Annotated in this window: 20 protein-coding genes and 1 tRNA gene; 12 read left to right on the top strand and 9 right to left on the bottom strand. The window is 73.1% G+C overall.

Annotated features, from left to right (window positions below; all coding sequences use genetic code 11):
- Positions 1–116: 116 nt before the first annotated feature.
- The 3 genes from ACIGZJ_RS26845 to purM all read left to right on the top strand — a co-directional run bounded on the left by ACIGZJ_RS26845 (position 117) and on the right by purM (position 4039).
- Positions 117–989, top strand: coding sequence for a diacylglycerol kinase (locus ACIGZJ_RS26845; RefSeq protein WP_396459621.1), 873 nt, complete (start codon positions 117–119; stop codon positions 987–989).
- Positions 990–1296: 307 nt separating this feature from the next.
- Entirely contained in the window at positions 1297–2877 is a 1581-nt protein-coding gene (purF, locus tag ACIGZJ_RS26840) for an amidophosphoribosyltransferase (RefSeq protein WP_392929934.1), read from the top strand.
- Between the two features lie 76 nt (positions 2878–2953).
- On the top strand, positions 2954–4039 hold the full coding sequence (gene purM, locus ACIGZJ_RS26835) for a phosphoribosylformylglycinamidine cyclo-ligase (RefSeq protein ID WP_396459620.1): 1086 nt from the start codon (positions 2954–2956) through the stop codon (positions 4037–4039).
- 176 nt (positions 4040–4215) lie between these two features.
- On the opposite strand, the gene ACIGZJ_RS26830 is transcribed toward purM, so the two are convergent.
- Entirely contained in the window at positions 4216–4473 is a 258-nt protein-coding gene (locus ACIGZJ_RS26830; protein ID WP_387940959.1) for a DUF3073 domain-containing protein, read from the bottom strand.
- A 404-nt stretch (positions 4474–4877) separates the two neighbouring features.
- A complete protein-coding gene (locus ACIGZJ_RS26825) occupies positions 4878–6038 on the bottom strand; it encodes a Glu/Leu/Phe/Val dehydrogenase dimerization domain-containing protein (protein ID WP_396459619.1) in 1161 nt (386 codons plus the stop codon).
- A gap of 210 nt (positions 6039–6248) precedes the next feature.
- Between ACIGZJ_RS26825 and ACIGZJ_RS26820 the strand changes: the two genes are divergently transcribed.
- Complete coding sequence (locus tag ACIGZJ_RS26820) at positions 6249–7145, top strand: hypothetical protein (RefSeq protein ID WP_396459618.1); 897 nt, start codon at positions 6249–6251, stop codon at positions 7143–7145.
- A gap of 608 nt (positions 7146–7753) precedes the next feature.
- Complete coding sequence (gene bldC / locus ACIGZJ_RS26815; RefSeq protein WP_014137253.1) at positions 7754–7960, top strand: developmental transcriptional regulator BldC; 207 nt, start codon at positions 7754–7756, stop codon at positions 7958–7960.
- Between the two features lie 378 nt (positions 7961–8338).
- Here bldC and ACIGZJ_RS26810 read toward each other — a convergent pair.
- Both ACIGZJ_RS26810 and hrpA read right to left on the bottom strand, forming a co-directional pair.
- Positions 8339–8412, bottom strand: a tRNA-Asp gene (locus ACIGZJ_RS26810).
- Positions 8413–8526: 114 nt separating this feature from the next.
- Entirely contained in the window at positions 8527–12522 is a 3996-nt protein-coding gene (gene hrpA / locus ACIGZJ_RS26805) for an ATP-dependent RNA helicase HrpA (protein ID WP_396459617.1), read from the bottom strand.
- Positions 12523–12686: 164 nt separating this feature from the next.
- On the opposite strand from hrpA, the gene ACIGZJ_RS26800 reads away from it, so the two are divergent.
- Positions 12687–13235: a SigE family RNA polymerase sigma factor gene (locus ACIGZJ_RS26800; RefSeq protein ID WP_396459616.1), complete on the top strand. Its 549-nt coding sequence runs from the start codon at positions 12687–12689 to the stop codon at positions 13233–13235.
- Positions 13232–14152 carry a hypothetical protein gene (locus tag ACIGZJ_RS26795; protein ID WP_396459615.1) on the top strand — a complete coding sequence of 307 codons (921 nt, stop codon included), beginning with the start codon at positions 13232–13234 and terminating at the stop codon, positions 14150–14152. The genes ACIGZJ_RS26800 and ACIGZJ_RS26795 overlap by 4 nt, the downstream gene beginning before the upstream one ends.
- Before the next feature lie 75 nt (positions 14153–14227).
- Here the strand turns inward: ACIGZJ_RS26795 and ACIGZJ_RS26790 are convergent, their stop codons facing one another.
- Together ACIGZJ_RS26790 and ACIGZJ_RS26785 are read right to left on the bottom strand one after the other, a co-directional pair.
- The gene (locus ACIGZJ_RS26790) at positions 14228–14764 is read right to left on the bottom strand and encodes a VOC family protein (RefSeq protein WP_396459614.1); all 537 of its coding nucleotides are present in this window, start codon (positions 14762–14764) and stop codon (positions 14228–14230) included.
- Positions 14761–16053 carry an MFS transporter gene (locus ACIGZJ_RS26785; protein WP_396459613.1) on the bottom strand — a complete coding sequence of 431 codons (1293 nt, stop codon included), beginning with the start codon at positions 16051–16053 and terminating at the stop codon, positions 14761–14763. The genes ACIGZJ_RS26790 and ACIGZJ_RS26785 overlap by 4 nt, the downstream gene beginning before the upstream one ends.
- A gap of 162 nt (positions 16054–16215) precedes the next feature.
- Between ACIGZJ_RS26785 and ACIGZJ_RS26780 the strand changes: the two genes are divergently transcribed.
- The 5 genes from ACIGZJ_RS26780 (at position 16216) to ACIGZJ_RS26760 (ending at position 22566) form a co-directional block, all read left to right on the top strand.
- Positions 16216–18231 (top strand): NAD-dependent epimerase/dehydratase family protein, encoded by a 2016-nt coding sequence (locus ACIGZJ_RS26780; protein ID WP_396459612.1) that lies wholly within the window; start codon positions 16216–16218, stop codon positions 18229–18231.
- The gene (locus ACIGZJ_RS26775; protein WP_396459611.1) at positions 18228–19013 is read left to right on the top strand and encodes a protein phosphatase 2C domain-containing protein; all 786 of its coding nucleotides are present in this window, start codon (positions 18228–18230) and stop codon (positions 19011–19013) included. The genes ACIGZJ_RS26780 and ACIGZJ_RS26775 overlap by 4 nt, the downstream gene beginning before the upstream one ends.
- A gap of 5 nt (positions 19014–19018) precedes the next feature.
- On the top strand, positions 19019–20137 hold the full coding sequence (locus ACIGZJ_RS26770) for a Gfo/Idh/MocA family protein (RefSeq protein WP_396459642.1): 1119 nt from the start codon (positions 19019–19021) through the stop codon (positions 20135–20137).
- A gap of 131 nt (positions 20138–20268) precedes the next feature.
- Positions 20269–21663: a UDP-glucose dehydrogenase family protein gene (locus tag ACIGZJ_RS26765; protein WP_396459610.1), complete on the top strand. Its 1395-nt coding sequence runs from the start codon at positions 20269–20271 to the stop codon at positions 21661–21663.
- Positions 21664–22566, top strand: a complete 903-nt coding sequence (locus tag ACIGZJ_RS26760; protein ID WP_396459609.1) for an NAD-dependent epimerase/dehydratase family protein — start codon at positions 21664–21666, stop codon at positions 22564–22566.
- Here the strand turns inward: ACIGZJ_RS26760 and ACIGZJ_RS26755 are convergent.
- The 3 genes from ACIGZJ_RS26755 to ACIGZJ_RS26745 all read right to left on the bottom strand — a co-directional run bounded on the left by ACIGZJ_RS26755 (position 22518) and on the right by ACIGZJ_RS26745 (position 25148).
- The gene (locus ACIGZJ_RS26755) at positions 22518–23195 is read right to left on the bottom strand and encodes a response regulator transcription factor (protein ID WP_396459608.1); all 678 of its coding nucleotides are present in this window, start codon (positions 23193–23195) and stop codon (positions 22518–22520) included. The genes ACIGZJ_RS26760 and ACIGZJ_RS26755 overlap by 49 nt on opposite strands.
- Positions 23196–23245: 50 nt before the next feature.
- Positions 23246–24019, bottom strand: coding sequence for a copper homeostasis protein CutC (locus ACIGZJ_RS26750; RefSeq protein WP_396459607.1), 774 nt, complete (start codon positions 24017–24019; stop codon positions 23246–23248).
- Positions 24020–24122: 103 nt separating this feature from the next.
- Positions 24123–25148 carry a LysR family transcriptional regulator gene (locus ACIGZJ_RS26745; protein ID WP_396459606.1) on the bottom strand — a complete coding sequence of 342 codons (1026 nt, stop codon included), beginning with the start codon at positions 25146–25148 and terminating at the stop codon, positions 24123–24125.
- Between the last annotated feature and the right edge of the window lie 112 nt (positions 25149–25260).

Below are 25260 nucleotides of genomic sequence, written 5' to 3'. Positions count from 1 at the left end.
CCCTTCCGGTTGGGGCATCCTGCGTAGGCCGCAGTCTGCCCCGAGATAGACGAAGCCCCTGGCGCAATAGCGCAAGGGGCTCTTGCACCGAGAGATTACCTGAGGAAGGACCGGTCGTGTCGTCCCTGTCCACGCCCGCAACCGGCGGCCCCGAGCCGCTCCTCCTGCTCCTCGACCCGGCGGCCCGGCAGACCGACGGCGAGTCGGTGCGGATCGCGAAGGACGTCCTCTGCGGAGGCGCGGACGTCAAGGTGGCGTACCCGGAGAGCCCGTCCGAGCTCGACCGGGTGCTTTCGCACCGGGGCCGCCGCCGACCGGTCGTGATCGGTTCCGATCTCGCCCTGCAGAGGGTGCTCCAGGCCCTGCACCGCCAGCGTGAGCTGGGAGCGGACGCGGTGGGCATGGTCCCGGTCGGTCGGCCGAACGAGCTGGCCGCGGCCCGTGCGCTCGGTGTGCCGGGCGAGCCGGTGCCGGCCGCGCGGGCGGTGCTCTCGGGCGCGCCGCGCAAGCTGGACCTGCTGGTGGACGACGGCGGCGGGGTGGCGCTCGGCGGGGTGCGGATCTCGGGCAGCGGGGCGCGCCGGCTGGTGGGCCGCACGGGTGGCTGGCGTTCGCTATGGGCGAAACTGGCTGCGGCCGAGCAGGGGACCGTACTCACGAAGAGCGCATCGGACACCACCAAGAGCGAGCACAGCTCCCGGCTCCGGGTCGAGGCGGACGGGCGGCTGCTCGCAGACGTCGACCGGCCGGTCCGGGTGGTCGAGGTGACCCTGCCGGTCGGCGAGGCGGCGGGCGAGGGCGTGGTGGAGATCGTCGTCCGGGCCCCCGGTGAACTGGTGCGGGCCCGCGCGGCGACCGTCTCGGTGGTCGGGCGCGGATTCGGCTACGAGGCGGACGGCCATCCGGTCGGCCCGGTCCGGGCGCGGACCTGGACGGTGCACCCGGGCGCCTGGGGCCTCCTGCTCCCGGCGGCCCATCCCGCGGTCTGACACCCACGGCCGGCAGCCGACGACGCGGCCCCACCCCCCCGTCCGGCCCCACTCGACCCCCTCCGGCCCCGGGTGAGCAGGCTCACGTTGGGCGAACCCCCGGCGAACGCCCGGCGAAGGGCCGCCCGCGCACACATCGCGCCAACGGGCGCGAGCCGCAAGGCCAAGCGCCCCTCCGGCGAATTGCCGCGCCCCGAATTCCACGCCGCGTAAGGGGTTTTGTCTACGCGCGTTACTGATCGATCGCCCAACAATCCCGGCCTCCCCGGTTCCGGAAGCCTGTGCCAACTGCCCTAGACTCGAAGGCGTGCCACGTGGTGACGGAAGACTCAACCACGATCTTCTTCCCGGTGAGAAAGGCCCCCAGGACGCTTGCGGCGTCTTCGGTGTCTGGGCTCCCGGCGAGGAGGTCGCCAAGCTCACGTTCTTCGGCCTTTACGCCCTGCAGCACCGCGGTCAGGAATCCGCGGGCATCGCAGTGAGCAACGGCTCCCAGATTCTCGTCTTCAAGGACATGGGGCTCGTCTCCCAGGTCTTCGACGAGGCCTCCCTGGGGTCGTTGCACGGGCATATCGCCGTCGGACACGCCCGCTACTCGACCACCGGTTCCTCGGTCTGGGAGAACGCCCAGCCGACCTTCCGTGCGACCGTTCACGGTTCGCTCGCCCTCGGGCACAACGGAAACCTGGTGAACACCGCCGAACTGGCGGCCATGGTCGCCGAACTGCCCGGTGAGGAGCACGTCTCCCGCTCGGGCCGGTCGGCCGCGACCAACGACACCGACCTGGTGACCGCCCTGCTCGCAGGCCATCCGGACCTCTCCATCGAGGAGACGGCCAAGCTGGTCCTGCCCAAGGTCAAGGGCGCGTTCTCACTCGTCTTCATGGACGAGCACACGCTCTACGCCGCCCGCGACCCGCAGGGCATCCGCCCGCTGGTGCTCGGCCGGCTGGAGCGCGGCTGGGTGGTCGCCTCCGAGACGGCGGCGCTGGACATCTGCGGCGCCTCCTTCATCCGCGAGGTCGAACCCGGCGAGCTCATCGCCATCGACGAGAACGGCATGCGGACCTCCCGCTTCGCCGAGGCGAAGCCCAAGGGCTGCGTCTTCGAGTACGTCTACCTGGCCCGCCCGGACACCTCCATCGCCGGCCGCAACGTGCACCTCTCCCGCGTGGAGATGGGCCGCCGGCTGGCCGCCGAGGCGCCCGCCGAGGCCGACCTGGTGATAGCCACTCCGGAGTCCGGCACCCCGGCCGCCATCGGCTACGCCGAGGCCAGCGGGATCCCGTACGGCTCCGGCCTGGTGAAGAACGCCTACGTGGGCCGCACCTTCATCCAGCCCAGCCAGACCATCCGCCAGCTCGGCATCCGGCTGAAGCTCAACCCGCTGCGCGAGGTCATCCAGGGCAAGCGCCTGGTGGTCGTCGACGACTCGATCGTGCGCGGCAACACCCAGCGCGCGCTGGTCAAGATGCTGCGCGAGGCGGGCGCCGCCGAGGTCCACATCCGGATCTCCTCGCCGCCGGTGAAGTGGCCCTGCTTCTTCGGCATCGACTTCGCCACCCGCGCGGAGCTGATCGCCAACGGCATGACCATCGAGGAGATCGGCCGCACCCTCGGCGCGGACTCGCTCTCCTACATCTCGATCGACGGCATGATCGAGGCCACCAAGCAGCCGAAGGACCGGCTCTGCCGGGCCTGCTTCGACGGGGAGTACCCGATGGAGCTGCCCGACCCGGCGCTGCTCGGCAAGCTCCTGCTGGAGGCCGAGATCAAGGGCGGCCAGCAGCCGCCGGCCGTCCGCGGCAAGCCGACGGGCAGCGACCCGGACGGTGTCCAGTCCCTGCTCGGCGGAGCGGGCGCGGCCGACGCCCTGCGCCGCCCGTAGTACTCAAGGTGGGGTCCCGGAACCCGGGGCCCCACCGCTGTTCCATCCCCCACTGACCCGAAAGGGCCGCACCGCAGTGACCACGAACCAGAACGGCGCCACCTACGCCGCCGCCGGCGTCGACATCGAGGCGGGCGACCGCGCCGTCGAGCTCATGAAGCAGTGGGTCAAGAAGGCCAGCCGCCCCGAGGTCGTCGGCGGCATCGGCGGCTTCGCCGGGCTCTTCGACGCGTCCGCCTTCAAGCGCTACGAGCGGCCGCTGCTGGCCTCGGCCACCGACGGCGTGGGCACCAAGGTCGCCATCGCCGCCGCCATGGACAAGCACGACACGATCGGCCACGACCTGGTCGGCATGGTCGTGGACGACCTGGTGGTGTGCGGCGCCGAGCCGCTGTTCATGACCGACTACATCTGCGTCGGCAAGGTCGTGCCGGAGCGGGTCGCCGCGATCGTCAAGGGCATCGCCGAGGGCTGCGCGCTGGCCGGCTGCGCCCTGGTCGGCGGGGAGACCGCCGAGCACCCGGGCCTGCTGGGCCCGGACGAGTACGACGTCGCGGGCGCCGGCACCGGTGTGGTGGAGGCGGACGCGCTGCTGGGCGCCGAGCGCGTCCGGGCCGGCGACGTGGTGATCGCGATGGCCGCCTCCGGTCTGCACTCCAACGGCTACTCGCTGGTGCGCCACGTGCTGCTGAACGAGGCCGGCTGGAAGCTGGACCGCAAGGTCGAGGAGTTCGGCCGCACGCTCGGCGAGGAGCTGCTGGAGCCGACCCGGATCTACTCGCTGGACTGCCTGGCGCTGACCCGGGCGACCGAGGTCCACGCCTTCTCGCACGTCACCGGCGGCGGCCTGGCGGCCAACCTGGCCCGGGTGATCCCGGACGGCCTGCACGCCCGCCTGGACCGCGGCACCTGGACCCCGCTGCCGGTCTTCCAGACCGTCGCCCAGGTCGGCAAGGTGGCCACCCTGGAGATCGAGAAGACGCTCAACATGGGCGTCGGCATGGTCGCCGTCGTTCCGCCGCACTCGGTGGACGTGGTGCTCTCGATCCTGGAGGACCGGGGCGTCGAGGCCTGGCTGCTCGGCGACATCGTCGAGCGCGACGGCGAGCACGAGGGCGGCGCGGCGCTCTACAACGCGTACGAGGGCTTCACGGCGGGCTGAGCAGCCCCCTGAGGCACGGAGAGGGCCCCTGCGGCGAGATGCCGGAGGGGCCTTTCTTCACACCCGTCCCGCAGCCCTCCACGTCCTGAAGACGTCCGCGGTGGTGGCCCGTGCGCGGGAACGCCGAAAACCGGCCCGGCGCACTGGGCGCTCGGACCGGTCAGGCCAGACTGCGACTACGCCCGGCGGCGGGCCTGGGATTGCCCGGAGCCCGACTCGACGTCGTCGTCCTCGTCATCGTCGGCGTAACGAGCCGCGTATTCCGCGTAGGGGTCGTCGTCCTCTTCTTCCTCGATCGGCTCAGGCTCGATCGGGGTGGTGGAGGGCGATACGCCCAGCTCGTTGGACAGACGATTGGCGTCGAACCCGCCGCTGTTGTACTTCAGCTCGCGGGCGACCTTCGTCTGCTTGGCCTTGGCCCGGCCGCGCCCCATGGGTCGACCCCCTCAACGATGGGGCTCACGGCCCCGAGTCTGACACGTGTTCATGATCAAGAGCGGCCTGCCCGAATGGGGAGGACCGTCCCTTGGAGCATTAACGGTACCTGTTTCTGCCGCTGGACGGTACGTCGTCGGTGTGACGTGGCGCGCACCGGCCGCACCCGAGACCAGGTCTTCCCAGGTCAGGGGAGGTTTTGCGGCCATTTGCACGCTGTCCGGAGGTAGTTCAGGTCCGTCGTTCCCGGATCGATTATCCCCCCAAGGGGGACTTTGGATCACCCGATCGGGTGCAGAAGTGAGAATCCGGTTCCACATTGTGATGCGCGGGAGGCGGAAGGTGGACGGCTCGGGACCGCCCCGGCGACCGCCCCCCGCGCAGCAGGGTCCTACGGCGGTGCTCAGGCGCGGCGGGCACCCGGCAGCAGGACCGAGCGCAGCGCGCTGATCTCGCGCATCCGCTTCTCGGCCAGGCGGTCCGCGGCGACGGCCGGCGGGACGCCGTCCGAGGCGGCCCGGGTGAAGATCTCCAGCGTGGTGTCGAAGATCCTGGTGGCCTTGTTCTTGGCCCGCTCGAAGTTGAAGCCCTCGATCTCGTCGGCGACCTGGATCACGCCGCCGGAGTTCACCAGGTAGTCCGGGGCGTAGAGGATCCCGCGGCCGGCCAGGTCCTTCTCGACGCCGGGGTGGGCCAGCTGGTTGTTGGCCGCGCCGCAGACGAGGGAGGTGCCGAACTCGCCGAGGGCGGCCACCGTGTCGTCGGTGAGCGCGCCGCCGAGCGCGCAGGGGGCGTAGACGTCCAGCTTGGCCTGGAGCAGGGCGGCGGTGTCGGCGACGACCTCCACCTCCGGGTGGGCCGCGCGCACGCGGTTCACGGCGGCCTCGGAGACGTCGGTGATGACGACGGTGGCGCCGTCCGCGACGAGGTGGCCGACCAGGTAGTGGCCGACCTTGCCGACGCCGGCCACGCCGACCCGCTTGCCGCGCAGGGTCGGCTGGCCCCAGCGGGCCTGGGCGCTGGCGCGCATGCCCTGGAACACGCCGAAGGCGGTCAGGATCGAGGAGTCGCCGGCGCCGCCGTTCTCCGGGGAGCGGCCGGTCACGAACTCGGTCTCGCGCGCGATGACGTCCATGTCCTGGACGTAGGTGCCCACGTCGCAGGCGGTGATGTACCGGCCGCGCAGGGACTCCACGAAGCGGCCGTAGGCGCGGAGCATCGCCTCGTTCTTGTCCTTGTTCGGGTCGCCGATGATGACGGCCTTGCCGCCACCGAGGTCGAGCCCGGCCAGCGCGTTCTTGTAGCTCATGCCGCGCGACAGGTTGAGCGCGTCCTCCAGCGCCGCCTCCTCGGAGGCGTACGGGAAGAAGCGGGTGCCGCCGAGGGCCGGGCCCAGGGCGGTCGAGTGGATGGCGATGACGGCCTTGAGGCCGGAGCTGCGGTCGTGGCAGAGGACGACCTGCTCGTGGCCGTCGCCGGGGACGCCGTCCTGTTCGGTACGGAAGATCCTGCTGAGCACTCCGGGTGCGGCGTGCGTGGCGGATGCGGTCTGTACGTCGGTCACTGTGGTGACTCCAGTATCCGAGGCCCGCTGCTGTGGTGCGGGCGCCTAAGGCGAAGAGTAGTCGCGAGGGCGTCGCCGATCTGCCCTCTTGTACGAGCTTGTACGGGTTGTCCGAAGTGTGAGACGGGTGGCGGCGCGAGGGCCGTGGGGGTGCGCCCGCGAACCGTTCCGGGCCCGCGCCCTCCCGGTGGACCGGTGGTGCGTGCGACGATGCAGAACGTGACCGTCGTGCGCACCTCCGTACTGCCGCCCTACGCCGCCCACCTGCGGGTCTACGAGCCGCTGGCCGCCTACCCGGAGCCCGAGCGGGTGCGCTGGCAGGCGTACGCGGCGGAGCGCGGCCCGGACGCGGGGGCGGCCGGGCAGCCGGTGGCCGCGGCGGGGCTGGAGGAGCAGCGGGCGGCCCTGGCGGAGCTGGTCGGGCGGACGCCGCGGGCGCTGCCGGAGCGGGAGAGCGAGCGGGCCTTCGTCCGGGCCGTGGACGGGGTGCTGTACGTCTGCCCGTGGGCGACCAGGCTGCGCAGCTGGCAGGCGCTGGAGGAGCTGCGGGCGGGGGCGCCGGTGGCGCTGGTGGACACCGCGCTGCCGCCGGCCACCCGGGCGGCCGCGGAGGCCGACCGGGAGCGCTGGCGGGCGGAGCACCCGGACGCCCGGCCGTGGATCCTGACCAGCCGGTGGGAGGTGCCGGTGCGGTGGTTCCTGCCGTTCGGGGAGGAGGACCGCTGCTTCGTGCCGGCCGGCGGGGCGGAGAAGGGGGAGACGGCGGCGGCGCTGTTCTATCTGACCCCGATGGCGCAGGCGCGCCGGCGGGTGGCGCGCGGCTACCGGGTGTTGCGCGAGCGCCTGCCGCAGGGTGAGCTGGTGCGCGGGGCGGAGCAGGTCGGGCGGTGGCTGGAGGAGTTCCATCCGCGCTCGCTGGTGGAACTGGACTACGGGGGCCTGGTGCACCTGCTGGGGCCGGGGCTGTTGGCGGAGGACCGCTCGGCGGGGGATCTGGAGGCGGGGCTGCAGGCGCTGCGGGCGGGGGACTCGGCGGGCGCGGTGCAGGCGTACGAGGAGCTGACGGGGCGCTGGCGGCGGGTGCAGGCGCTGCGGCAGGCGAACTGACGGCGGCTGGGAGGCTGGCGGGGAGGTCTGCCGGGGGGTTGCTGGGGGTCGCCGGGGGGTCGCCGGGGTTGCCAGGAGGTCCGCCGGGGGCCGCTGAGGCCCTGTCAGCACTGGCCGGAGCCGGTGTCGGTGGTACTTGTAAGACTGGAAGGGTCGTTGGGCCCGACCCTCATGACCAAGGTCCCGGTTCGGGTCAATACCTATCGAACGTGACACTACTCACCGTTGACGCGAACTTACCCCTATGTGCAAAAATGGGACAACCAGCCCAACTTCACATGAGCGTGCCCACTTTTGGGTGGTTCTGGACTCGATGAGCGCTTTGCGGGGAAACGGCGGGTCTGGTCCCCTCGTAACTAGATGTCACTATAAGGTGACTGCCCGTTATGGGGTGGTCCATCGCCATCCGTCGGCCTTGAACCCGTGAGGGGTCAATTTTGGCGGTTTGGTCGATAGGGCTGGACGGATGGTGTAGTTGTAGACACCAGGACAAGCCGTTCGTCCTATAACCGACTCGGCCCGTCTATGCCATTTCGGGCATCGCGGGCCAAGGTGCAGAATTTGAAGGATAGAACCGCCCTGGTTCGGTTCTCCCGAGGAGGCCGCTCATGACCGCTCGTACCCCTGATGCTGAGCCGCTGCTGACGCCGGCAGAGGTCGCCACCATGTTCCGCGTGGACCCGAAGACGGTCACCCGCTGGGCCAAGGCGGGCAAGCTCACATCGATCCGCACACTTGGTGGACACCGCCGCTATCGCGAGGCGGAGGTTCGCGCTCTGCTGGCCGGTATTCCGGCTCAGCGCACCGAGGCCTGATAGGCCAGAGGCTCTTTAAAGGGGCTGCTTACCGGACTCCGCCGGGTCCGGTAAGCGGCCCCTTTTGCATGCCCCGGGACGGCTCCGGAGATCGCCCGGTTCACCGCCCGTTCCATGCCGGTCGGTCGGAATGTTGAACTCCGGATAACGATTTGATGGTTGTGGGGTGGGGGGGATTTACTGTGAATGGCAGTGCAATTTTATATATTAAATTGGCACGGGTCGCGAGGGGGCGCCGGACGGTCGCTCTCAGGAAAAGACAAGTGACGACGGTCACACGGACGGTCACTTGTGGTCTAGACCTATGCAGGGGTAGTGCGCACCCGGCCAAAAGCAGAGAGGCCCGGAACCAGACGGTTCCGGGCCTCTCGGCAACGGCGATCCTGACGGGACTTGAACCCGCGACCTCCACCTTGACAGGGTGGCGAGCTAACCAACTGCTCCACAGGACCAGAGATTTTCGATCCGTTCGCTTTGCTGTGCGCTGCGAACAAGACAGATCGTAGCCCATGGTGGGCCCCCAGGTCGAACCGGCTCCTGAGGGCCCCGTGCACCGCCCGCGCAGCTCAGAGCGCGGCCCGGGCCGCTTCCATCGCCTTCATGATCCGCTTCTCGGAGACCGGGGTCGGCGTGCCCAGCCCCTGGGCGAAGAAGCTGACCCGCAACTCCTCGATCATCCAGCGGATCGCCAGGACCTCCGGGGAGGGCTGCCGACCGGCCGGCACCTCCGCCAGCAGCTCGCCGTACGCCTGCTGGACCTGCTGGACCTTCAGCAGCTGCTGGGTGTCGCGCTGCGGGTGGTTCGGCAGCGCCTCCAGCCGGCGGTCCACCGCCAGCAGGTAGCGCTTCAGGTCCGGCAGCCGCTGCCAGCCGCTCTCGGTGACGAAGCCCGGGTGCACCAGCGAGGCCAGGTGCAGCCGGATGTCGTTCACGGCGTTCAGCAGCACCGGGCTGCTCACCGCCTTGAGCCGGGTCGAGGCCTTGTGGAAGGCGATCAGAGCCGTCGCCGTCTTCAGCGTGGTGTCCGCCGAGAGCTCGTACAGATCGGCCCGGACCTTGTCGTGCAGCTTGCCGAAGGCCGCCTCGTCCCAGGCGGGCCCGCCGGCCGAGGCCATCAGCCGGTCGGTGGCGCAGGCCACCACGTCCTCGAACAGGGCCGGGATCGAGCCGTGCGGGTTGTAGGAGAGCGCCAGCTTGGCCTGGTTGCCCAGTCGGCCCTGGATCGACTTGGCCGGCGAGTTGGTGCTCAGCATCAGCAGCCGCCGGGTGCCCTCCCACATCGCCTGGGCCTGCGCCTGCGGGGTGTCGAACAGCCGGATGCCCACCGACTCCCGCTCGTCCACCAGCGCCGGGTAGGCGCGCAGCGAGTGGCCCCGCGAGCGCTGCTCGAAGGTGCGCTGGAGCACCGGCAGGCCGGCCGGCCAGGCGGTCAGCCCGGACTGCTCGATGCCCTGGCCGGAGGCCGCCGAGGAGAGCGTCTCCTTCAGCTTGGGCTTCAACTGGAGCCGGAGGTCCTCCAGGTCCTTGGACTCGGCGAGCTTCTTGCGTCCGTCGACCACCCGGAACGTCACCCGCAGGTGGTCCGGTACCCGCTCGTCGTCCCAGGCCTCCGGCGGGATGGTGATCGCCGTCATCCGCTTGAGGATGTGCTCCAGGGTCGGCAGCAGGGGCTCCTGGCGGTCCTTCACCTGGCGCAGCGCGGCCCGGGCGAAGTCCGGGGCCGGGACGAAGTTGCGCCGGATCGCCTTGGGCAGGGCCCGGATGTAGGCGGTGACCAGCTCCTCGCGCAGGCCCGGGATCTGCCAGTCGAAGCCCTCGGCGGTGACCTGGTTGAGGACCGGGAGCGGGATGTGGACGGTCACGCCGTCCGCGTCGCTGCCCGGTTCGAACTGGTACGTGAGCTTGAAGCGGAGCTTGCCCTGCTGCCAGTAGTCCGGGTAGTCCGCCTCGGTGACGCCGTCCGCCGAGTCGTTGATCAGCATCGACTTCTCGAAGTTCAGCAGGTCCGGCTGGTCGTGCCGGGCCTTCTTCCACCAGGAGTCGAAGTGCCGGGTGGAGACGATCTCCTCGGGCAGCCGGGAGTCGTAGAAGTCGAACAGGGTCTGGTCGTCGACCAGGATGTCGCGGCGCCGGGCCCGGTTCTCCAGCTCCTCCACCTCGGAGAGCAGCTTGCGGTTCTCGGCGAAGAAGCGGTGGTGGGTCTCCCAGTCGCCCTCGACCAGCGCGTTGCGGATGAACAGCTCGCGGCAGAGCTCCTGGTCGATCCGGCCGTAGTTGATCTTGCGCTGGGCGACGATCGGCATCCCGTAGAGGGTGACCTTCTCGTAGGCCAGCACCGCGCCGGCCTTCTTCTCCCAGTGCGGCTCGCTGTAGCTGCGCTTGATCAGGTGGCCGGCCAGCGGCTCGACCCACTCGGGCTCGATCTTGGCGTTGATCCGGGCCCAGAGCCGGGAGGTCTCCACCAGCTCGGCGGACATCACCCAACGCGGGGGCTTCTTGAACAGGCCCGAGCCGGGGAAGACGGCGAAGCGGGCGCCGCGCGCACCGCCGTACTCGCGCTTCTCCACGTCGAACAGGCCGATGTGCGAGAGCAGGCCGGCCAGCAGCGACTGGTGGATCCGGTCCGCGTCCGGCTCCGCGTCCGGGTGCGGCTCCTCGATGGTGACCCCGAGCTGCTTGGCCACCGTGCGCAGCTGGGAGTAGATGTCCTGCCACTCCCGTATCCGCAGGTAGTTCAGGAACTCGGCCTTGCACATCCGGCGGAACGCCGAGGAGGAGAGCTCCTTCTGCTGCTCCCTGACGTAGCGCCACATGGCGAGGTAGGAGAGGAAGTCGGAGGTCTCCGACTGGAAGCGGCGGTGCCGGTCGTCGGCGGCCTGGCGCTTCTCGGTGGGGCGCTCGCGCGGGTCCTGGATGGACAGCGCGGCGGCGATCACCATGACGTCGCGGACGCAGCCGTTGCGGTCGGCCTCCAGGACCATCCGGGCCATCCGGGGGTCCACCGGGAGCTGGGCCAGCTGGCGGCCGAGCGGGGTGAGGCGCTTGCGGACGTCCTTCTCGTCGGGGTCGAGGGCCCCGAGCTCGTGGAGCAGGCTGACACCGTCCTTGATGTTGCGGGAGTCCGGCGGGTCCAGGAACGGGAAGGCGGCGATGTCGCCGAGCCCGGCGGCGGTCATCTGGAGGATGACCGAGGCCAGGTTGGTGCGCAGGATCTCGGCGTCGGTGAACTCGGGGCGGGAGAGGAAGTCCTCCTCCGAGTACAGCCGGATGCAGATGCCGTCCGAGGTGCGGCCGCAGCGGCCCTTGCGCTGGTTGGCGCTGGCCTGGCTGATCGCCTCGATCGGGAGGCGCTGGACCTTGGTGCGGTGGCTGTAGCGGGAGATCCGGGCGGTGCCCGGGTCGATCACGTACTTGATGCCGGGGACGGTCAGGGAGGTCTCGGCGACGTTGGTGGCCAGCACGATCCGGCGGCTGCCGGAGCGCTGGAAGACCTTGTGCTGCTCGGCGGAGGAGAGCCGGGCGTAGAGCGGGAGGACCTCGGTGAACTTCAGTTTCAGCTTGTCGAGCGCGTCGGCGGTGTCGCGGATCTCGCGCTCGCCGGAGAGGAACACCAGGATGTCGCCGGGGCCCTCGGCCTGCAGCTCCTCGGCGGCGTCGCAGATCGCCTGGATCTGGTCGCGGTCCCGGTCGACGTCCGTGGACTCCTCGTCCTCGGCGTCGTCGACGATCGGGCGGTAGCGGACCTCGACCGGGTAGGTGCGGCCGGAGACCTCGATGATCGGGGCGTCGCCGAAGTGGCGGGCGAAGCGCTCGGGGTCGATGGTCGCCGAGGTGATGACGACCTTGAGGTCCGGGCGGCGGGGCAGCAGCTGCTTGACGTAGCCGAGGATGAAGTCGATGTTGAGGCTGCGCTCGTGCGCCTCGTCGATGATCAGGGTGTCGTACTGGCGCAGCTCGCGGTCGGTCTGGATCTCGGCGAGCAGGATGCCGTCCGTCATCAGCTTGACCAGGGTGTCCGGGCCGACCTGGTCGGTGAACCGGACCTTCCAGCCGACGGCCTCGCCGAGCGGGGTGTTCATCTCCTCGGCGACGCGCTCGGCGACGGTGCGGGCGGCGATCCGGCGGGGCTGGGTGTGGCCGACCAGGCCGCGGATGCCGCGGCCGAGCTCCAGACAGATCTTCGGGATCTGGGTGGTCTTGCCGGAGCCGGTCTCGCCCGCCACGATCACCACCTGGTGGTCGCGGATGGCGGCGAGGATGTCGTCCTTCTTCTGGCTGACCGGCAGCTCGGCGGGATAGGTGATCGCGGGGACGGCGGCCCGGCGCTGCTCGACCAACAGCTCGGCGCGCTCGATGTCGGCGGCGATCTCGGTGGCGACCTTCTGCCAGGCCTCGGGCTTGCGGACCCGGCGGGCCCCCTCCAGCCGGCGGCCGATCCGGACCTGGTCGCGCAGGGTCAGCTCGGGCAGGCGGGCGGCCAGCTCGCCGATGCCGGGACCCTGGGCCGGGTCCTTGCCGGTGGCGTCGGCGGACTGGACTGCGGGAGAACTCACTGCGGGCATCCCTCTAGGTTCGCAAGGAGGTGGGGTGGTGTGCACCTCGGTTTTTGAGCCCCTCCAGTGTCACAGCCGGGGGAGGGGATGTGCGAACGCCGTCCGGGGGCCTGTCGTCCGGCGGGGCAACGGTTCGGCGGGCCGCTGGGCTCTGAGGGGGAGAGGAGGTGCTCATGGGAGCCCAGAAGACCGAGCGGGACGAGGAGTTTCGCGCGTTCACCGGCACCGCGTGGCCACGGCTGCTGCGCACGGCCTACCTGCTGGCGGGGGACCGGTACTCGGCGGAGGACCTGGTCCAGCAGGCCCTGGAACGGGCCTACGCGGCCTGGGGACGGGTCCGCCGGGCCGATGATCCGCACGCCTACGTGCGCCGGATCGTGGTCAACGAACACGCCCGGCGGTTCCGCCGCCGCGCACCGGAACAGCTGGTCACGGCGGTGCCGGAGCAGGCCGGACCGGACGGGTTCGGGGCGCTGGACGACCGGGCGGCGCTGCTGGCCGCGCTCGCCTCGCTGCCCGCGCGGCAGCGGCAGGCGGTGGTGCTGCGGTACTGGGAGGACCTCAGCGAGAGCCAGGTGGCGGCCGCCATGGGCTGCTCGGTCGGGACGGTGAAGAGCCAGGCCTCCAAGGGGATCGCCAAGCTCCGTTCCGCCACCTCGCTCACCGGGATCACCGGGATCACCGGGACCACCAGGATGACGACGATCGGAGGCACGGCATGACCGAGCAGGGCGGATACGGCGCGGCGGACGGCGACGAGGCGGTGGCCCGGGGGCTGACCGGGTTGGCGGAGGGGCTGGAGATCGGGCCGGTGCCCTACGACCGGGTGGTGGCGGGGGGCCGTCGTCGGCGGCTGCGGCGCCGGTCGGCCGCGGTGGGCGCGCTGGCGCTGGCCGTGGTGGCGGTGGCCGGCGGCGTGGCCGCGCTCGGTCCGAACGGGTCCGGGCGGGTCACCGCGGTGACGGCGGCGGGTGCGCCGTCCGGGGTGGCGCCGGGGGCCGGTCCGACCGCCACGGCCACCGTGACGGCGGCCGCCCGGGACCCGTTCACCCCGGTCCGGGTCGCGCTCGCCCAGGGCAGTTCGAACGGGCGGGCGTGGACGGCCTGGGCGGCGCTCTGGCCCGCCGCGGCGAAGGAGCAGGCGCTGCGGCAGGCGCAGCTGATCTGGCAGGACCAGCACGCGGCCGGCTCGGACCTGCCCGAGCCCACCCAGGACTTCGTGCGGCAGTACTGGCAGGAGGGTGAGGACGTGGTGAACCTCTATCTCACGCTGGACGGCCGCCGGCTGCCCGTCGACGCGACCCACACCACGCCCTCCCCGCAGGGGCAGCTCGGCGCCGTCGCCGACCGGTACGGCACCCTGACGGGCTCCGCGATCGGCCCCCGGAACAAGGGCGGGACGGACGGGCCGATGCTCGGTGCGCCGGACGTGGTGCTGGTGAAGGTGCGCGCGAGCACCGCCAGGCTGGTCGCGTCCTGGCCGGACGGCACCACCTTCGAGCCGCCGCTGGTCACCGTCGGGGATTCGCCGGTCCGCTGGGCCGCGATCCCACGCCAGGCCGACCGGCCCGGTGGGAAGATCAGGGTCTACGGCGCGGACGGCGCGCTGCTGGCCACCGACACCGGCTGGCTGGGCTGAGCCTCCCCGGTCGTCGGCGCCGTGTCGCGCAGCGGGTCGGCACCGCGTCCGTGACGGTGCGCAACCGGCCGGTGGTCACGGCGCGGGCGGGGCGTAGAGCTCCAGCTGCATGCCCCACGGGGCGAGGAAGTAGACCCAGCGGGTGCCGGCGACGGGGTGGCCGGGGCCGATGGTCTGGGGTTCGCCGAGGACCCGGACGCCGAGCGCCCGCAGGTGTCCGGCGGCCGCGTCCACGTCGGCGACCCGCAGGGCCAGGTGGTGGCCGCCCCAGTCGCTGTTGGCCGGCAGGACGCGGCGCTGGTCGGGGGCCCGGTACTCGAACAGCTCCAGCTCCAGGCCGTCGGGGAGGCGGACCACCGCCACCTCGGCGGTGGCCCGCGGGTGGACGCCGAGGTGCCGGGCCATCCAGTCCCCCTCCTGGTCCTCCACCGGTCCGGCCCGGTAGACCTCCTCGCCGCCGATCACCGCGGTGAAGAAGGCGACGGCCTGGTCCAGGTCGGGCACCGTGTAGGCGGCGTGGTGGGCGCCCAGCAGGCCGGGCAGGCCGGGCTCGGTGGGCTTGGCAGGCTCGGCGGGCTGAGTGGTGGTCGAGGTTGCGGCCGGGTCGGTCATGACTGCAGCTCCGGGGTCGGGTCCGTGGCCGGCTCCGGGGCGGACCCGGGCTTGGCGGCAGGCTTGGTGGCGGTCTCGGTGACGGTCTTGGCGGCGGCGGCGTCGGTGGCGGGCGGTTCGGCCCGGCGGATGGCGGCGGTCAGGACGGCCGCCAGGGCGAGCAGCAGCGGGATCAGCAGGTAGCCCACGCCGGGGTTGACCCGGTCGGAGACGGCGGCCAGCAGCATCGGGGCCACCCCGAAGGCCGTCCCGGAGGCGTAGCCCATCCGGGAGGACGCGGCGTCGACGCCGTTGGTGGCGGTGGCCAGCACCAGCACGATGGCCAGCGGGAACTGCAGCGCCATGCCGAGGCCGCAGACCACCAGGCCGGTCACCGCGATGGCGGGGTTCGTCGAGGCCCAGAACAGCGCGAAGCCGACCGCCGAGACGCCCAGCGAGCCCAACAGGACGGTGGGCGCCGGGAACCGCAGGGTGAAGCGGGCGCCGAACAGCCGGCCGACGAAGATGCCGACCACGAGCGCCGAGCCCGCCGCGGTGGCCCCGGCGGCGCTCACCCCGGCGTGTTCGCGCAGATAGTCGGACTGCCACTGGGTGAGGCAGACCTCCACCCCGGCCACGGCGACGATCACCCCGAGGGCGGCGAGGAAGAGCCGGGGGCTGCGGCCGGCCGGTGCCCGCTCCTCGGCGTCGGCCGGGCCGCTCGGGGCGTCGGCCGGCGCGGGCGCCGAGGGCAGCGCCGCGCTCAGCAGGCGGCCGAGCAGGAACACGGCGCCGACCAGGACGGCGGTCAGCGCGATGCCCGGCCGCCAGCCGAGGTCCGCGTTCACCGAGGCGCCGATGACCAGGGGTGCCAGCAGGCCCATGCCGGACATCGCGGCGTTGGCCTCGCTGATCGCGGCCGGTCCCGCCGCGCCGTGGTGATCGCTCAGCGAGGGCCAGATCGCGGTCAGGGTGAGGCAGCCGAAGAAGGCCGTCACCAGGGTCGCGCCGAGCGTCTGGGCGGTGCCGTGGGCGAGCGCCAGGCAGAGCGAGCCGACGGCCACCCCGCCCATCGCCCCCCACAGCGTGCGGCCGCGGCCGAACCGGGCGACGAGCGGCGGGAACAGCGGCGCGCAGAGCAGCATCGCCACCGAGAACGCCGTGCCGTGCAGGCTGGCGACAAAGCGGCTGGTGTGCTGCTCGTCGCGCAACAGCGGTACGAGCGGGCCGAATCCGAAGACGAAGTACCCGTACGCGGCGATCTGGGCGTAGAGCAGCCACGTGGTGGCGTCCCTGGTCAGTCGAGGCATTGGCCGAAGCTAACCGGCGCCGGTAGGGGCTGTCTGTACACGCCTGTGGTACCCGACCGGGTACCCCGGCCGACCGCCGCTTCGGCCGTGCCGCGGCCCGCTTCCACCGTGTCAGCATCGCCCTCCTGACCGAGCGGCAGGTACTGGCGGAGGGGAGCCCGAATGGACGCGGCACGGCTGGACTCGGTGCGGGTGAGCGGGGCGGTGATGACGCATCCGCGCCGTGCCGACCTGGCGCGGGAGCTGATCGGGCGCTGCCGGCCGGAGGAGCTGGAGCTGGTGCTCGATCCGGAGCCGGACGGCCCGCCGACCGGGCTGCGCACGGCTGTCCGGGCCTGGTCCTCGGTGCCGGCCGGGGCCACCCACCGGCTGGTGCTCCAGGACGATGCCGTGCTCACCCCCGGTTTCTTCGACCACGTCCGGGCCGCGGCGCAGGCGGTGCCCGGCGCCGCGCTCGCCTTCTACACCCACTGGCAGTCCCGCAACGCCGCCGCCGTCCGGCTGGCGGTGCTGTCCGGCCACCGCTGGGCGCCGGCCACCGCGGAGTACACCCCGACCGTGGTGCTGCTGCTGCCCGCGGCGGTCGCCGCCGGATTCGCCGACTACGCCCGGGAGTTCGGCGCGACCTGGGCCGACGACGTGGTGATGAGCCGCTACCTGCGCGCGGCCGGGGTGCCGACCTATCTGGCCGCGCCCAACCTGGCCGACCACGCCGACGTGCCGAGCATGCACGCCAACGGCGGCCACGGGCCGCGCCGTTCGGCCTGCTTCGCCGCCCTGGCCGCCGGAGCCGACTGGGAACTCGACGGCGGTCTCGCGGAGTTGGACGCGATTCCGTTCTTCAAGTACGGCCGGGCGCAGGTCGCCACCCGGCTGGCGGGCGGCCGGTGGGCCAGCATCGAGGCGCACCGCTACCTGCGGCGGATCGGGCTCGACCCGGAGGAGTCGCGCAAGCGGCTCGGCGAGTCGATCGCCGCGCCGACGCCGCACACCGCCCGGCTGCTCGCCGAGCTCGACCGGCCCACGGTGGAGGCGCACTGGCAGACCGCCCTGCTGATGGGGGTGGTCACCGCCACCCGCCGCCGGGCCGCCGCCGAACCGGACGGGGAGCTCGCCGAGTCGGCGCTCGCGACGGTCGGTGCCGGGGGGCTCTGCACCCGGTTCGGCGACGACGGGCTGGCGCGGCTGCGGCCGGGGCTGCTGGAACTGGCCCGGAGCGCCTATGCCGAGGGGCTGGCGGTCGGCGCCGAGTGCGCGCCGGACGCGGGCGGCGGCGGGCCGGTGCGGCCGGCCCGGGACCGGCGGGTCGTGATCACCGGCCAAGGTGGCCAGGACGGGCGGGAGTTGGCCGGGGCGCTGGCCCGGATCCTCGCGGACGGGGACTGGGACGTCACGCTGTGGGGTGCGGACCGGTCCGACCACCCGGACGTGTCCGACTACCCGGGGGTGACGGCGGCCGAGCCCGGAACGGGCCTCGCGGGGGCCACGGCCCTGCTGCAGGTGGCGGGCGGTGGGTCGGCGGGGTTCGCGGCGGCCTCGCTTGATGAGGGTGCGCTCGCGGCGGGCGTCCGGGCCACGGCGGACGCCGCGGCCGCGGCCGGTGTCGCCGGATCGGTGCTGGTCGGCCCGGCCGAGGTCGCGGGGACGACCGTACTCGCGGGGACGACCGTGCTGAGGCCCGGTCTGGTCTACGGGCCCGGCATCCAGGACGGCTCGGTGCTGGAGCAGGCCGTGCGCCAGTCGTTGCTCGCCCGGCCGATCCGCCCGGACGCCCGGCCGGGGCGGCGCTGGCAGCCGGTCTTCGTGGACGACCTCGCCGAGGCGGTGGACCGCGCGCTGCGGCTGCCCGCCGTGCCGGGGGCGTTGGACGCTTTGGCGGGGGCGCCTGAGGCCGCTCTGCCGGGGCTGTTGGACGTCTGCGGGACGCGGGCGCTGAACGCCGTCGAGCTCGCCGAGGCCGCCTCCGCGGCCGTCCGACCGGTGCCCGTGGAGGCGGCCCCGCCCGGCGGTCAGGACGCCGCCGACAGGCAGGTCGAGGAGGACCCGGTCCGCTCGACCGAGGCCGCCGCGGCGGTGCTCGGCTGGCAGCCGAGCACCCGGCTGGTCGACGGCCTGCGCGCCTGGTCCCAGTGGCTGGCCTACGAGGCCGAGCCGCGCCCCGCCGGGGGCGCCGAGTGACCACCACCCCGCTCTCCACCGAGGCCGCCAGCATCGCCACCCCCGGCGGGGCCAACGAGGACCTGGCGCTGACCGGACCGCAGTTCGCCCTCGTCCTGGACGGCGCGACCGCCGAACCCGGCGCCAGCACCGGCTGCGGCCACGACGTCCGCTGGCTGGTCGCCGAGGTCGGCACCCGCCTCGCCCGCGCCCTGCTGCACGACCCCGAGGCCCGGGTACCGCTGCGCGAACTGCTCCACGACGCGCTGTCCGAGCTGGCCGCCGACCACGGCCGCACCTGCGACCTGGACAACCCGTGCAGCCCCACCGCCACCCTCGCCCTGCTGAGGCTCGCAGGGGACACCGTCGAGCACCTCGTCCTCGGCGACTCCACCGTGGCGCTGCGGGACCGCTCCGGGGCCGTCCAGGTCGTCACCGACGACCGCCTGGAACGCCTGATCCACCTGCCCTGGGCGGAGCTGCGCCGCCACCGCAACCGGCCCGGCGGCTTCTGGGTGGCCGGCCCCAGGCCGGAGGCCGCCCGGCACGCCCTGGCCGGCAGCCTCCCGGTGGCCGGGCTCGGCACCGCCGCGCTGCTCACCGACGGCGCCGCCCGGCTGGCCGAACGGTACGGCTGCGGCTGGCCCGACCTGCTGGAGCTGCTGGAGCGGGAGGGCCCGGTGCAGCTGGTCGAGCGGGTCCGCGCCGCCGAGCTGCGCACCGCCCCCGGCCGCTACCCCGGCAAGCACCAGGACGACGCCACCGCCGTGCTCTGCCGCTTCGAGAGCCACGAGAGGCCGTGAACGCCATGGTCCCCTTCGGCATCGCCGTCATCGGCTGCGGCTACGTCGCCGACCTGTACGCGGCGACCCTGCCCAACCACCCGTCCCTGCGGCTGACCGGGGTGTACGACCGCGACCCGGCCCGGACCGCCGCCTTCACCGCCTGCCACGGCGTCCCCGGCTACCGGACGGCCGCCGAGCTGCTCGCCGACCCCGCCGTCCGGGCCGTGGTCAACCTGACCAACCCGGAGAGCCACTACGAGGTCACCCGGGCCGCCCTGCTGGCCGGCAAGCACGTCTACGTCGAGAAGCCGCTGGCGACCGACCTCGACCGGGCCCGCGAGCTGGCCGCGCTCGCCGCCGAGCGAGGCCTCCAACTCGCCTCCGCACCCTGCGGACTGCTCGGCGGCGCCGCCCAGACCGCCTGGCGGGCGCTGCGCGAGGGCCGGATCGGCACCCCCCGGCTGGTCTACGCCGAACTGGACGACGGCCCGATCCTGCGGATGCCGTTCCACGAGTGGATCAGCCCGTCCGGGGCGCCCTGGCCGTACCAGGACGAGTTCGAGACCGGCTGCACCGTCGAGCACGCCGGGTACTGGCTGACCTGGCTGACCGCGTTCTTCGGCCCGGTCCGCGAACTGGTCGCCTACTCCGCCCTGGTGGCGCCCAACCCGCACGTCCCGGCGGGCACCGTGCTCGCGCCGGACTTCTCGCTGGCCGTGCTGGGCTTCGAGCAGGGCGTCACCGCCCGGCTGACCACCAGCATCCACGCGCCCAAGGACTACTCGCTGCGGGTGATCGGCGACGAGGGCGTCCTGCACGTCGCCGACTCCTGGCAGTACGACTCACCCGTCACCGTGAGCCGGCACCCGGACGGCGAACCGCGGCCGGTCCCGCCGGTGCCCGGCCCGGAGCGGCCGCACCGCTACCCCGGCACGCACGACATGGACTTCGCCCGCGGCGTCGCCGAACTCGCCGCCGCGGCCGAGGGCGGTCGGCCCTCCCGGCTGCCGCTGGACCACGCCCTGCACGTCCTGGAGCTCACCCTGGCGATCTCCGCGGCGGGCCCGGGAGCCGTCATCAGACCCACCACCACCTTCGCGCCCGTGCCACCGATGCCGTGGGCCGGGGGAGAGCAGCAGTGAGGAGAGAAGAGATGTCACCGCCTGAGACAACGGCGTCCCGTCCCCGGACGCCCGAACCGTCGGTGCCCGGTGGACCGGACGCCCGTGTACCGGGGGCCCGGGGACCGGAGTCCCCGGTATCGGAGTCCGGCGTGCCGGGCCCGGCGGCGGCCGCCGACCGGGAGCCGCCGAGGCTGTCCTTCCTCGGCACCGGCTACCTCGGCACCACCTACGCGGCCTGCTACGCCGAACTCGGCCACCAGGTGATCGGCCTGGACGTCGACCCGGTGAAGGTCGCCGCGCTCGCCGCCGGCCAACTGCCGTTCCACGAACCGGGTCTCGCCGAACTCGTCCGGCGCGGGCTGGACTCCGGGCGGCTGCGGTTCACCACCGACCCGGCGGTCGCCGCGGCCGGGGCCGACGTGCACTTCCTCTGCGTCGGCACCCCGCAGCGCCCCGACGGCGGCGCCGACCTCGGCCAGGTCGCCGCCGCCGTCCAGGCCCTCGCCCCGCACCTGCACGGGCGGACGCTGCTGGTCGGCAAGTCGACCGTCCCGGTGGGCACTGCGGAGTGGATCGAGCGGCTGCTGCGCAAGCACGTCCCGGACGACGCGGACGCCGAGGTCGCCTGGTGCCCGGAGTTCCTCCAGGAGGGGCACGCCGTGGACGACGTGCTGCGCCCGGACCGGATCGTGGTCGGCGCGCGCGGCGAATGGGCCCGCCGGACACTCGACCGGGTGCACCGCGGGGTGCACGAGCTGGCCGCCCGCGAGGGGCGCGAAATCCCGGTCCTGGAAACCGACTTCGCCACCGCCGAGCTGGTCAAGACGGCCGCCAACGCCTTCCTCGCCACCAAGATCTCGTTCATCAACGCGATGGCCGAACTGTGCGAGGCGGCCGGCGCGGACGTCGCCCGGCTGGCCGAGGCGCTCGGCCACGACGAGCGGATCGGCCCGCACTTCCTGCGGGCCGGGGTCGGCTTCGGCGGCGGCTGCCTGCCCAAGGACATCCGGGCCCTGCAGTCCCGGGCCGAGCAGTTGGGCGCCGGGGCGGCCGTGCGCTTCCTGCACGAGGTGGACCTGATCAACCAGCGGCGCCGGGAGCGCGTTCTGCAGCTGGCGGGGGAGCTGTTGGACTGCGTGGCCGGCCCGGCGGGGCCGGAGCTGACCGGTACCCGGATCGCCGTTCTCGGCGCCACCTTCAAGCCGGACTCGGACGACGTCCGGGACGCCCCGGCGCTGGCGGTCGCCCGGCTGCTGCACGGCGCCGGCGCCCAGGTGCGGGTGTACGACCCGCTCGGCGGGGCCAACGCCCGGCGCAGCCACCCCGAACTCGGCCATGCCGAACGCCTGGAGCAGGCCTGCGCGGGCGCCGACCTGGTCTGCGTGCTGACCGAGTGGCAGGAGTTCCGGGAGGCCGACCCGGCCGCGCTGGCGCGCCTGGTCAATGGACGGATCGTGATCGACGGCCGCAACTGCCTGGACCGGAGCGCCTGGGGCGCGGCCGGCTGGACGTACCGCGGCCTCGGCTGGAAGGAGGTGGCCTGAGTGGCCGAGAAACTGATCCTGGTGACCGGAGGGGCCGGCTTCGTCGGCGGCCGGCTGATCCGCAGCCTGGTGGCGGCCGAGCCGCACGCGGAGATCGTCTCGGTGGACAACTACTTCACCGGCTCGGCCGATCGGCACGTCGACCACCCCCGGGTGCGCTACCTGTACGGCGACACCGTCGATGTGGTCGCCCTCTGGTCGGAGCGCGGTCTGCCGGCGCCCGCGGTGGTGTACCACCTGGGCGAGTACTCGCGGATCCCGCAGTCCTTCGAGGAGCCGGACCGGGTCTGGGAGTTCAACCTGCACGGCACCAAGGAGGTGGTCCGGTTCTGCCGGCTGCACGGCGCCAAACTGGTGTACGCGGGCTCCAGTTCGAAGTTCGGCAACGACGGCCGGGACGAGCACCTCAACCCGTACGCCTGGACCAAGGCCAAGAACATCGAGTACATCCGCAACACCGCGGACTGGTTCGGCCTGGACCACGTCATCACGTACTTCTACAACGTGTACGGGCCCGGCCAGATCGCCACCGGCTCGTACGCCACCGTGATCGGCATCTTCGAGCAGCAGTACCGGGCCGGTCTGCCCCTGACCGTGGTCGAACCGGGCACCCAGAGCCGCGACTTCACCCACATCGACGACATCGTCGAGGGCCTGTTGCTGTGCGCGGAGCGCGGCTCCGGGGACGGTTACCTGCTGGGCCGGGGAGAGGAGTTCCAACTGGTTGAGGTGGCAGGGATGTTCGGCGGGGAGATCGCCATGATCCCGTCCCGCCGGGGTGAGCGTGCCAGTGGTCGGGCGGACAACTCCCGCTCCAGGGAGCTCGGCTGGGAGCCGAAGATCTCGCTGCGCGACTACATCGCGGAGTTCGTCGCGACCCGCAGGCCGGTCTCGGTGTCCTGAGCCCCGACCGGGTCCACGATCCCGTAGCGCAGGGCGATCGCCACCGCCAACGTCCGGTTGGGGCAGTTGAGTTTGGCCAGCACCATGGTCACATGGCGCTTCGCGCCGTGGACCGAGATGCCGAGCCGGGTGGCGATCTCCTTGTTGCTCAGGCCCTCCACCAGCAGTCCGAGGGTCTGCCGCTCCCGTTCGGTCAGCGCCCCGCCGGCCACCCCCGGCAGGCTGCCGCGCTGGTACGGGACCCTGGGGCCGGGCCGCCCCTTCGCCGGCGCGGGGGCGCGGCGCAGCACCAGGCGGCGCAGCGAGTCCTCCAGCAGCGGGGTGGTGACCTGCTCCAGGGGCAGGAAGCCGTCCACCCGGGCGGTGTCCCAGATGTGCGGGCTGCGCGCGGCGGCGGCGTCGAGCAGGACCAGGAGCCGGCCGTCGCCGCGCGGGGCGGCCAGCACCGACCTGGTCCACGGTGCGACCTCGTCGACGCAGACCAGCGCGACCACGTCCGCGCTCCACAGCTCGGCGGGCGCCCCGATCCGCTCCGGTGGTCTGGTCGAGGCCTCGGCCACCAGCGGTAGCCCGCCGAGCATGCCGGCGATGCCGTGCCGGTGCAGCTCGCTCTCGGCGACGACCGTCACCGAGAGGCGGTCCCTCGGCCGGTCCTTCGCGTGCTGTCCCCCCGGATCGTTCACGACACGCCCGCCAGCAGCTCCCGCCAGTGCCGCACCGCGGCCTGGTCGACGGGGTGGTCCCAACTGCCGTGCGGGCGGGCCCGGGTGCCGACGTGGAAGGCGTCCAGGCCGCCCGCGCGCAGCGGTACGACGTGCGGCTCGCGCAGGGTCCCGCCGGCGATCAGGCGGGGGGCGGGGGCTCTCGGGGCGTCGCCTGCGTTCGGGTCGTCGCCTGCGCTGGGGCCCTCGCCCGGGTTCGGGGCGTCGCCCGCTCGTCGCTGGGCGCCGAGTCTTCGGTTCTCGGCGAGCAGGGTGGCGAGACCCTCCTCGACGCCCTGCGGGCCGCCGGAGCTGAGCACCGAGTCGAGTCCGGGCAGGCCGGAGACGGTGGCCCAGGCCGCGGTGCGGTCGGCGGTGAAGTCGATGGCCTTGTGGAAGGTCCACGGGCGGCCGTCCAGCACCTCCAGGACGGCCTCGACGGCGGGCAGGTCGACCGCGCCGTCCGGGGTGAGGAAGCCGAGGACGAACTCCTCGGCGCCCGCCCGGAGCAGCGCGCGGGCCTGCGCCCGGAGCAACTCCACGTCCCCCGCGGCGAATCCGGCCGCCTCGCGCAGCATGACCCGGACCGGCAGGTCCACCGCCGCGCGCACCTCCCGCACCGCCTCCGGCGACGGTGTCAGCCCCCACTTCGCCATGTCCTGCACCAGTTCGATCCGGTCGGCACCCCCGAGCGCTGCTGCCCGGGCGTCCAGCGCGTCCAACGCGATCACTTCGAGCATTGGTCTAGACATGAGAAGAGCATTGCACAGCCCCTGAAAGGAACTGACGTGTTCACACGAGAAGTCCGTGTGCGCCGGACGCGCGCGAACGACATCCGGACGGCCGCGTTCGGGTTCAGGCCTCCAGGGCCGCCTGGTCGGCCTCCGGCAGCCAGTCGCGCGCCGGGTCGTACTCCAGCCAGCGGTTGCGCCGGGCCTCCTCGCCGAAGGCCTGCAACAGCTGGTCCAGCAGCGGGTGGTGGCGCTCCTCGGGCCGGCGGTGGTCGTCGGGCAGGCGGGGGTTCGTCGGCGGGTGGCCGCCCGCTGTCGGGGGTTCCTCGCGCCAGAGCAGGGACCAGGCGTAGAGCGGGGTCGGGCCGACCAGCGGGACGGTCCGCACCCCGGGCAGGTCCGGCAGCGGGCAGTCCGCGGGGACGAGGGAGAAGCAGCCCTGGTCCGCCCGCACCCGCTCCACGAAGTGCTCCAGCCCCAGGTTGACCGAGCCCACCCGGTCCGCGATCCCGAACTGGTCGGCGAACCGGGTCAGGAAGTCCAGCCGGTCCACCGCGGCCGGATACCGCAGCGCGCCGCCGCCCTCGCGCAGGTCCGCCGGGCGCAGCGACGGGCGGTCCGCCAGCGGGTGGTCGGTGCTCAGCAGCGCGTCGACCGGCTCCAGCCGGACCAGGCGGTGGGTCAGCCCCTCGCCGAGGCCGCCGGGCAGCGGGTGGACCCGGCCGAACCCGGCGTCCGTCCCGCCGCGCAGCAGGGCGGCGGCCACCGAGGGGAGGTCCCGGCCGGGGACCGGCTCCACCTCCAGCCCGGGGGCGCCCTCGACGGCCTGCGCGACGGTCCGCATCGGTGCGTACAGGTGCCCCCAGACGTCGATGCGCAGCGGGCGCCGCACGCAGGCCACCGCCGCCACCGCGGCCTCGCCCTGGGCGAGCAGCCGCAGGGCCGGCTCCAGGAAGCGGCGTCCGGCCTCGGTCAGACCGGTGCCGCGACCGTCGCGGTCCAGCAGCCGGGCGCCGAGCACCGCCTCCAGGCGGGCGATCCGCTTGGACAGCGCCTGCTGGCTGATCGACAGCCTTCTTGCGGCGTGCCCGAAGTGCAGCTCCTCGGCGGCCACGGCGAAGGCCCGGACCTGGGCGAGATCAAGATCCATGGCCGTTCACCATAGGCGACAACCCCCGGTTGTCGCAGCGGAACGGGGGTTGTTGGACCGCCGCAGGCGGGGCGGGGTGTGCTGGGCGCCGGGCGGGGTTTGTGGGCCCCGG

Source organism: Kitasatospora sp. NPDC052868 (assembly GCF_044547105.1).
Taxonomy (GTDB): Bacteria; Actinomycetota; Actinomycetes; order Streptomycetales; family Streptomycetaceae; genus Kitasatospora.
Note: the sequence above shows the minus strand (reverse complement) of the source record. Positions and strands in the feature narration are given on the sequence as shown.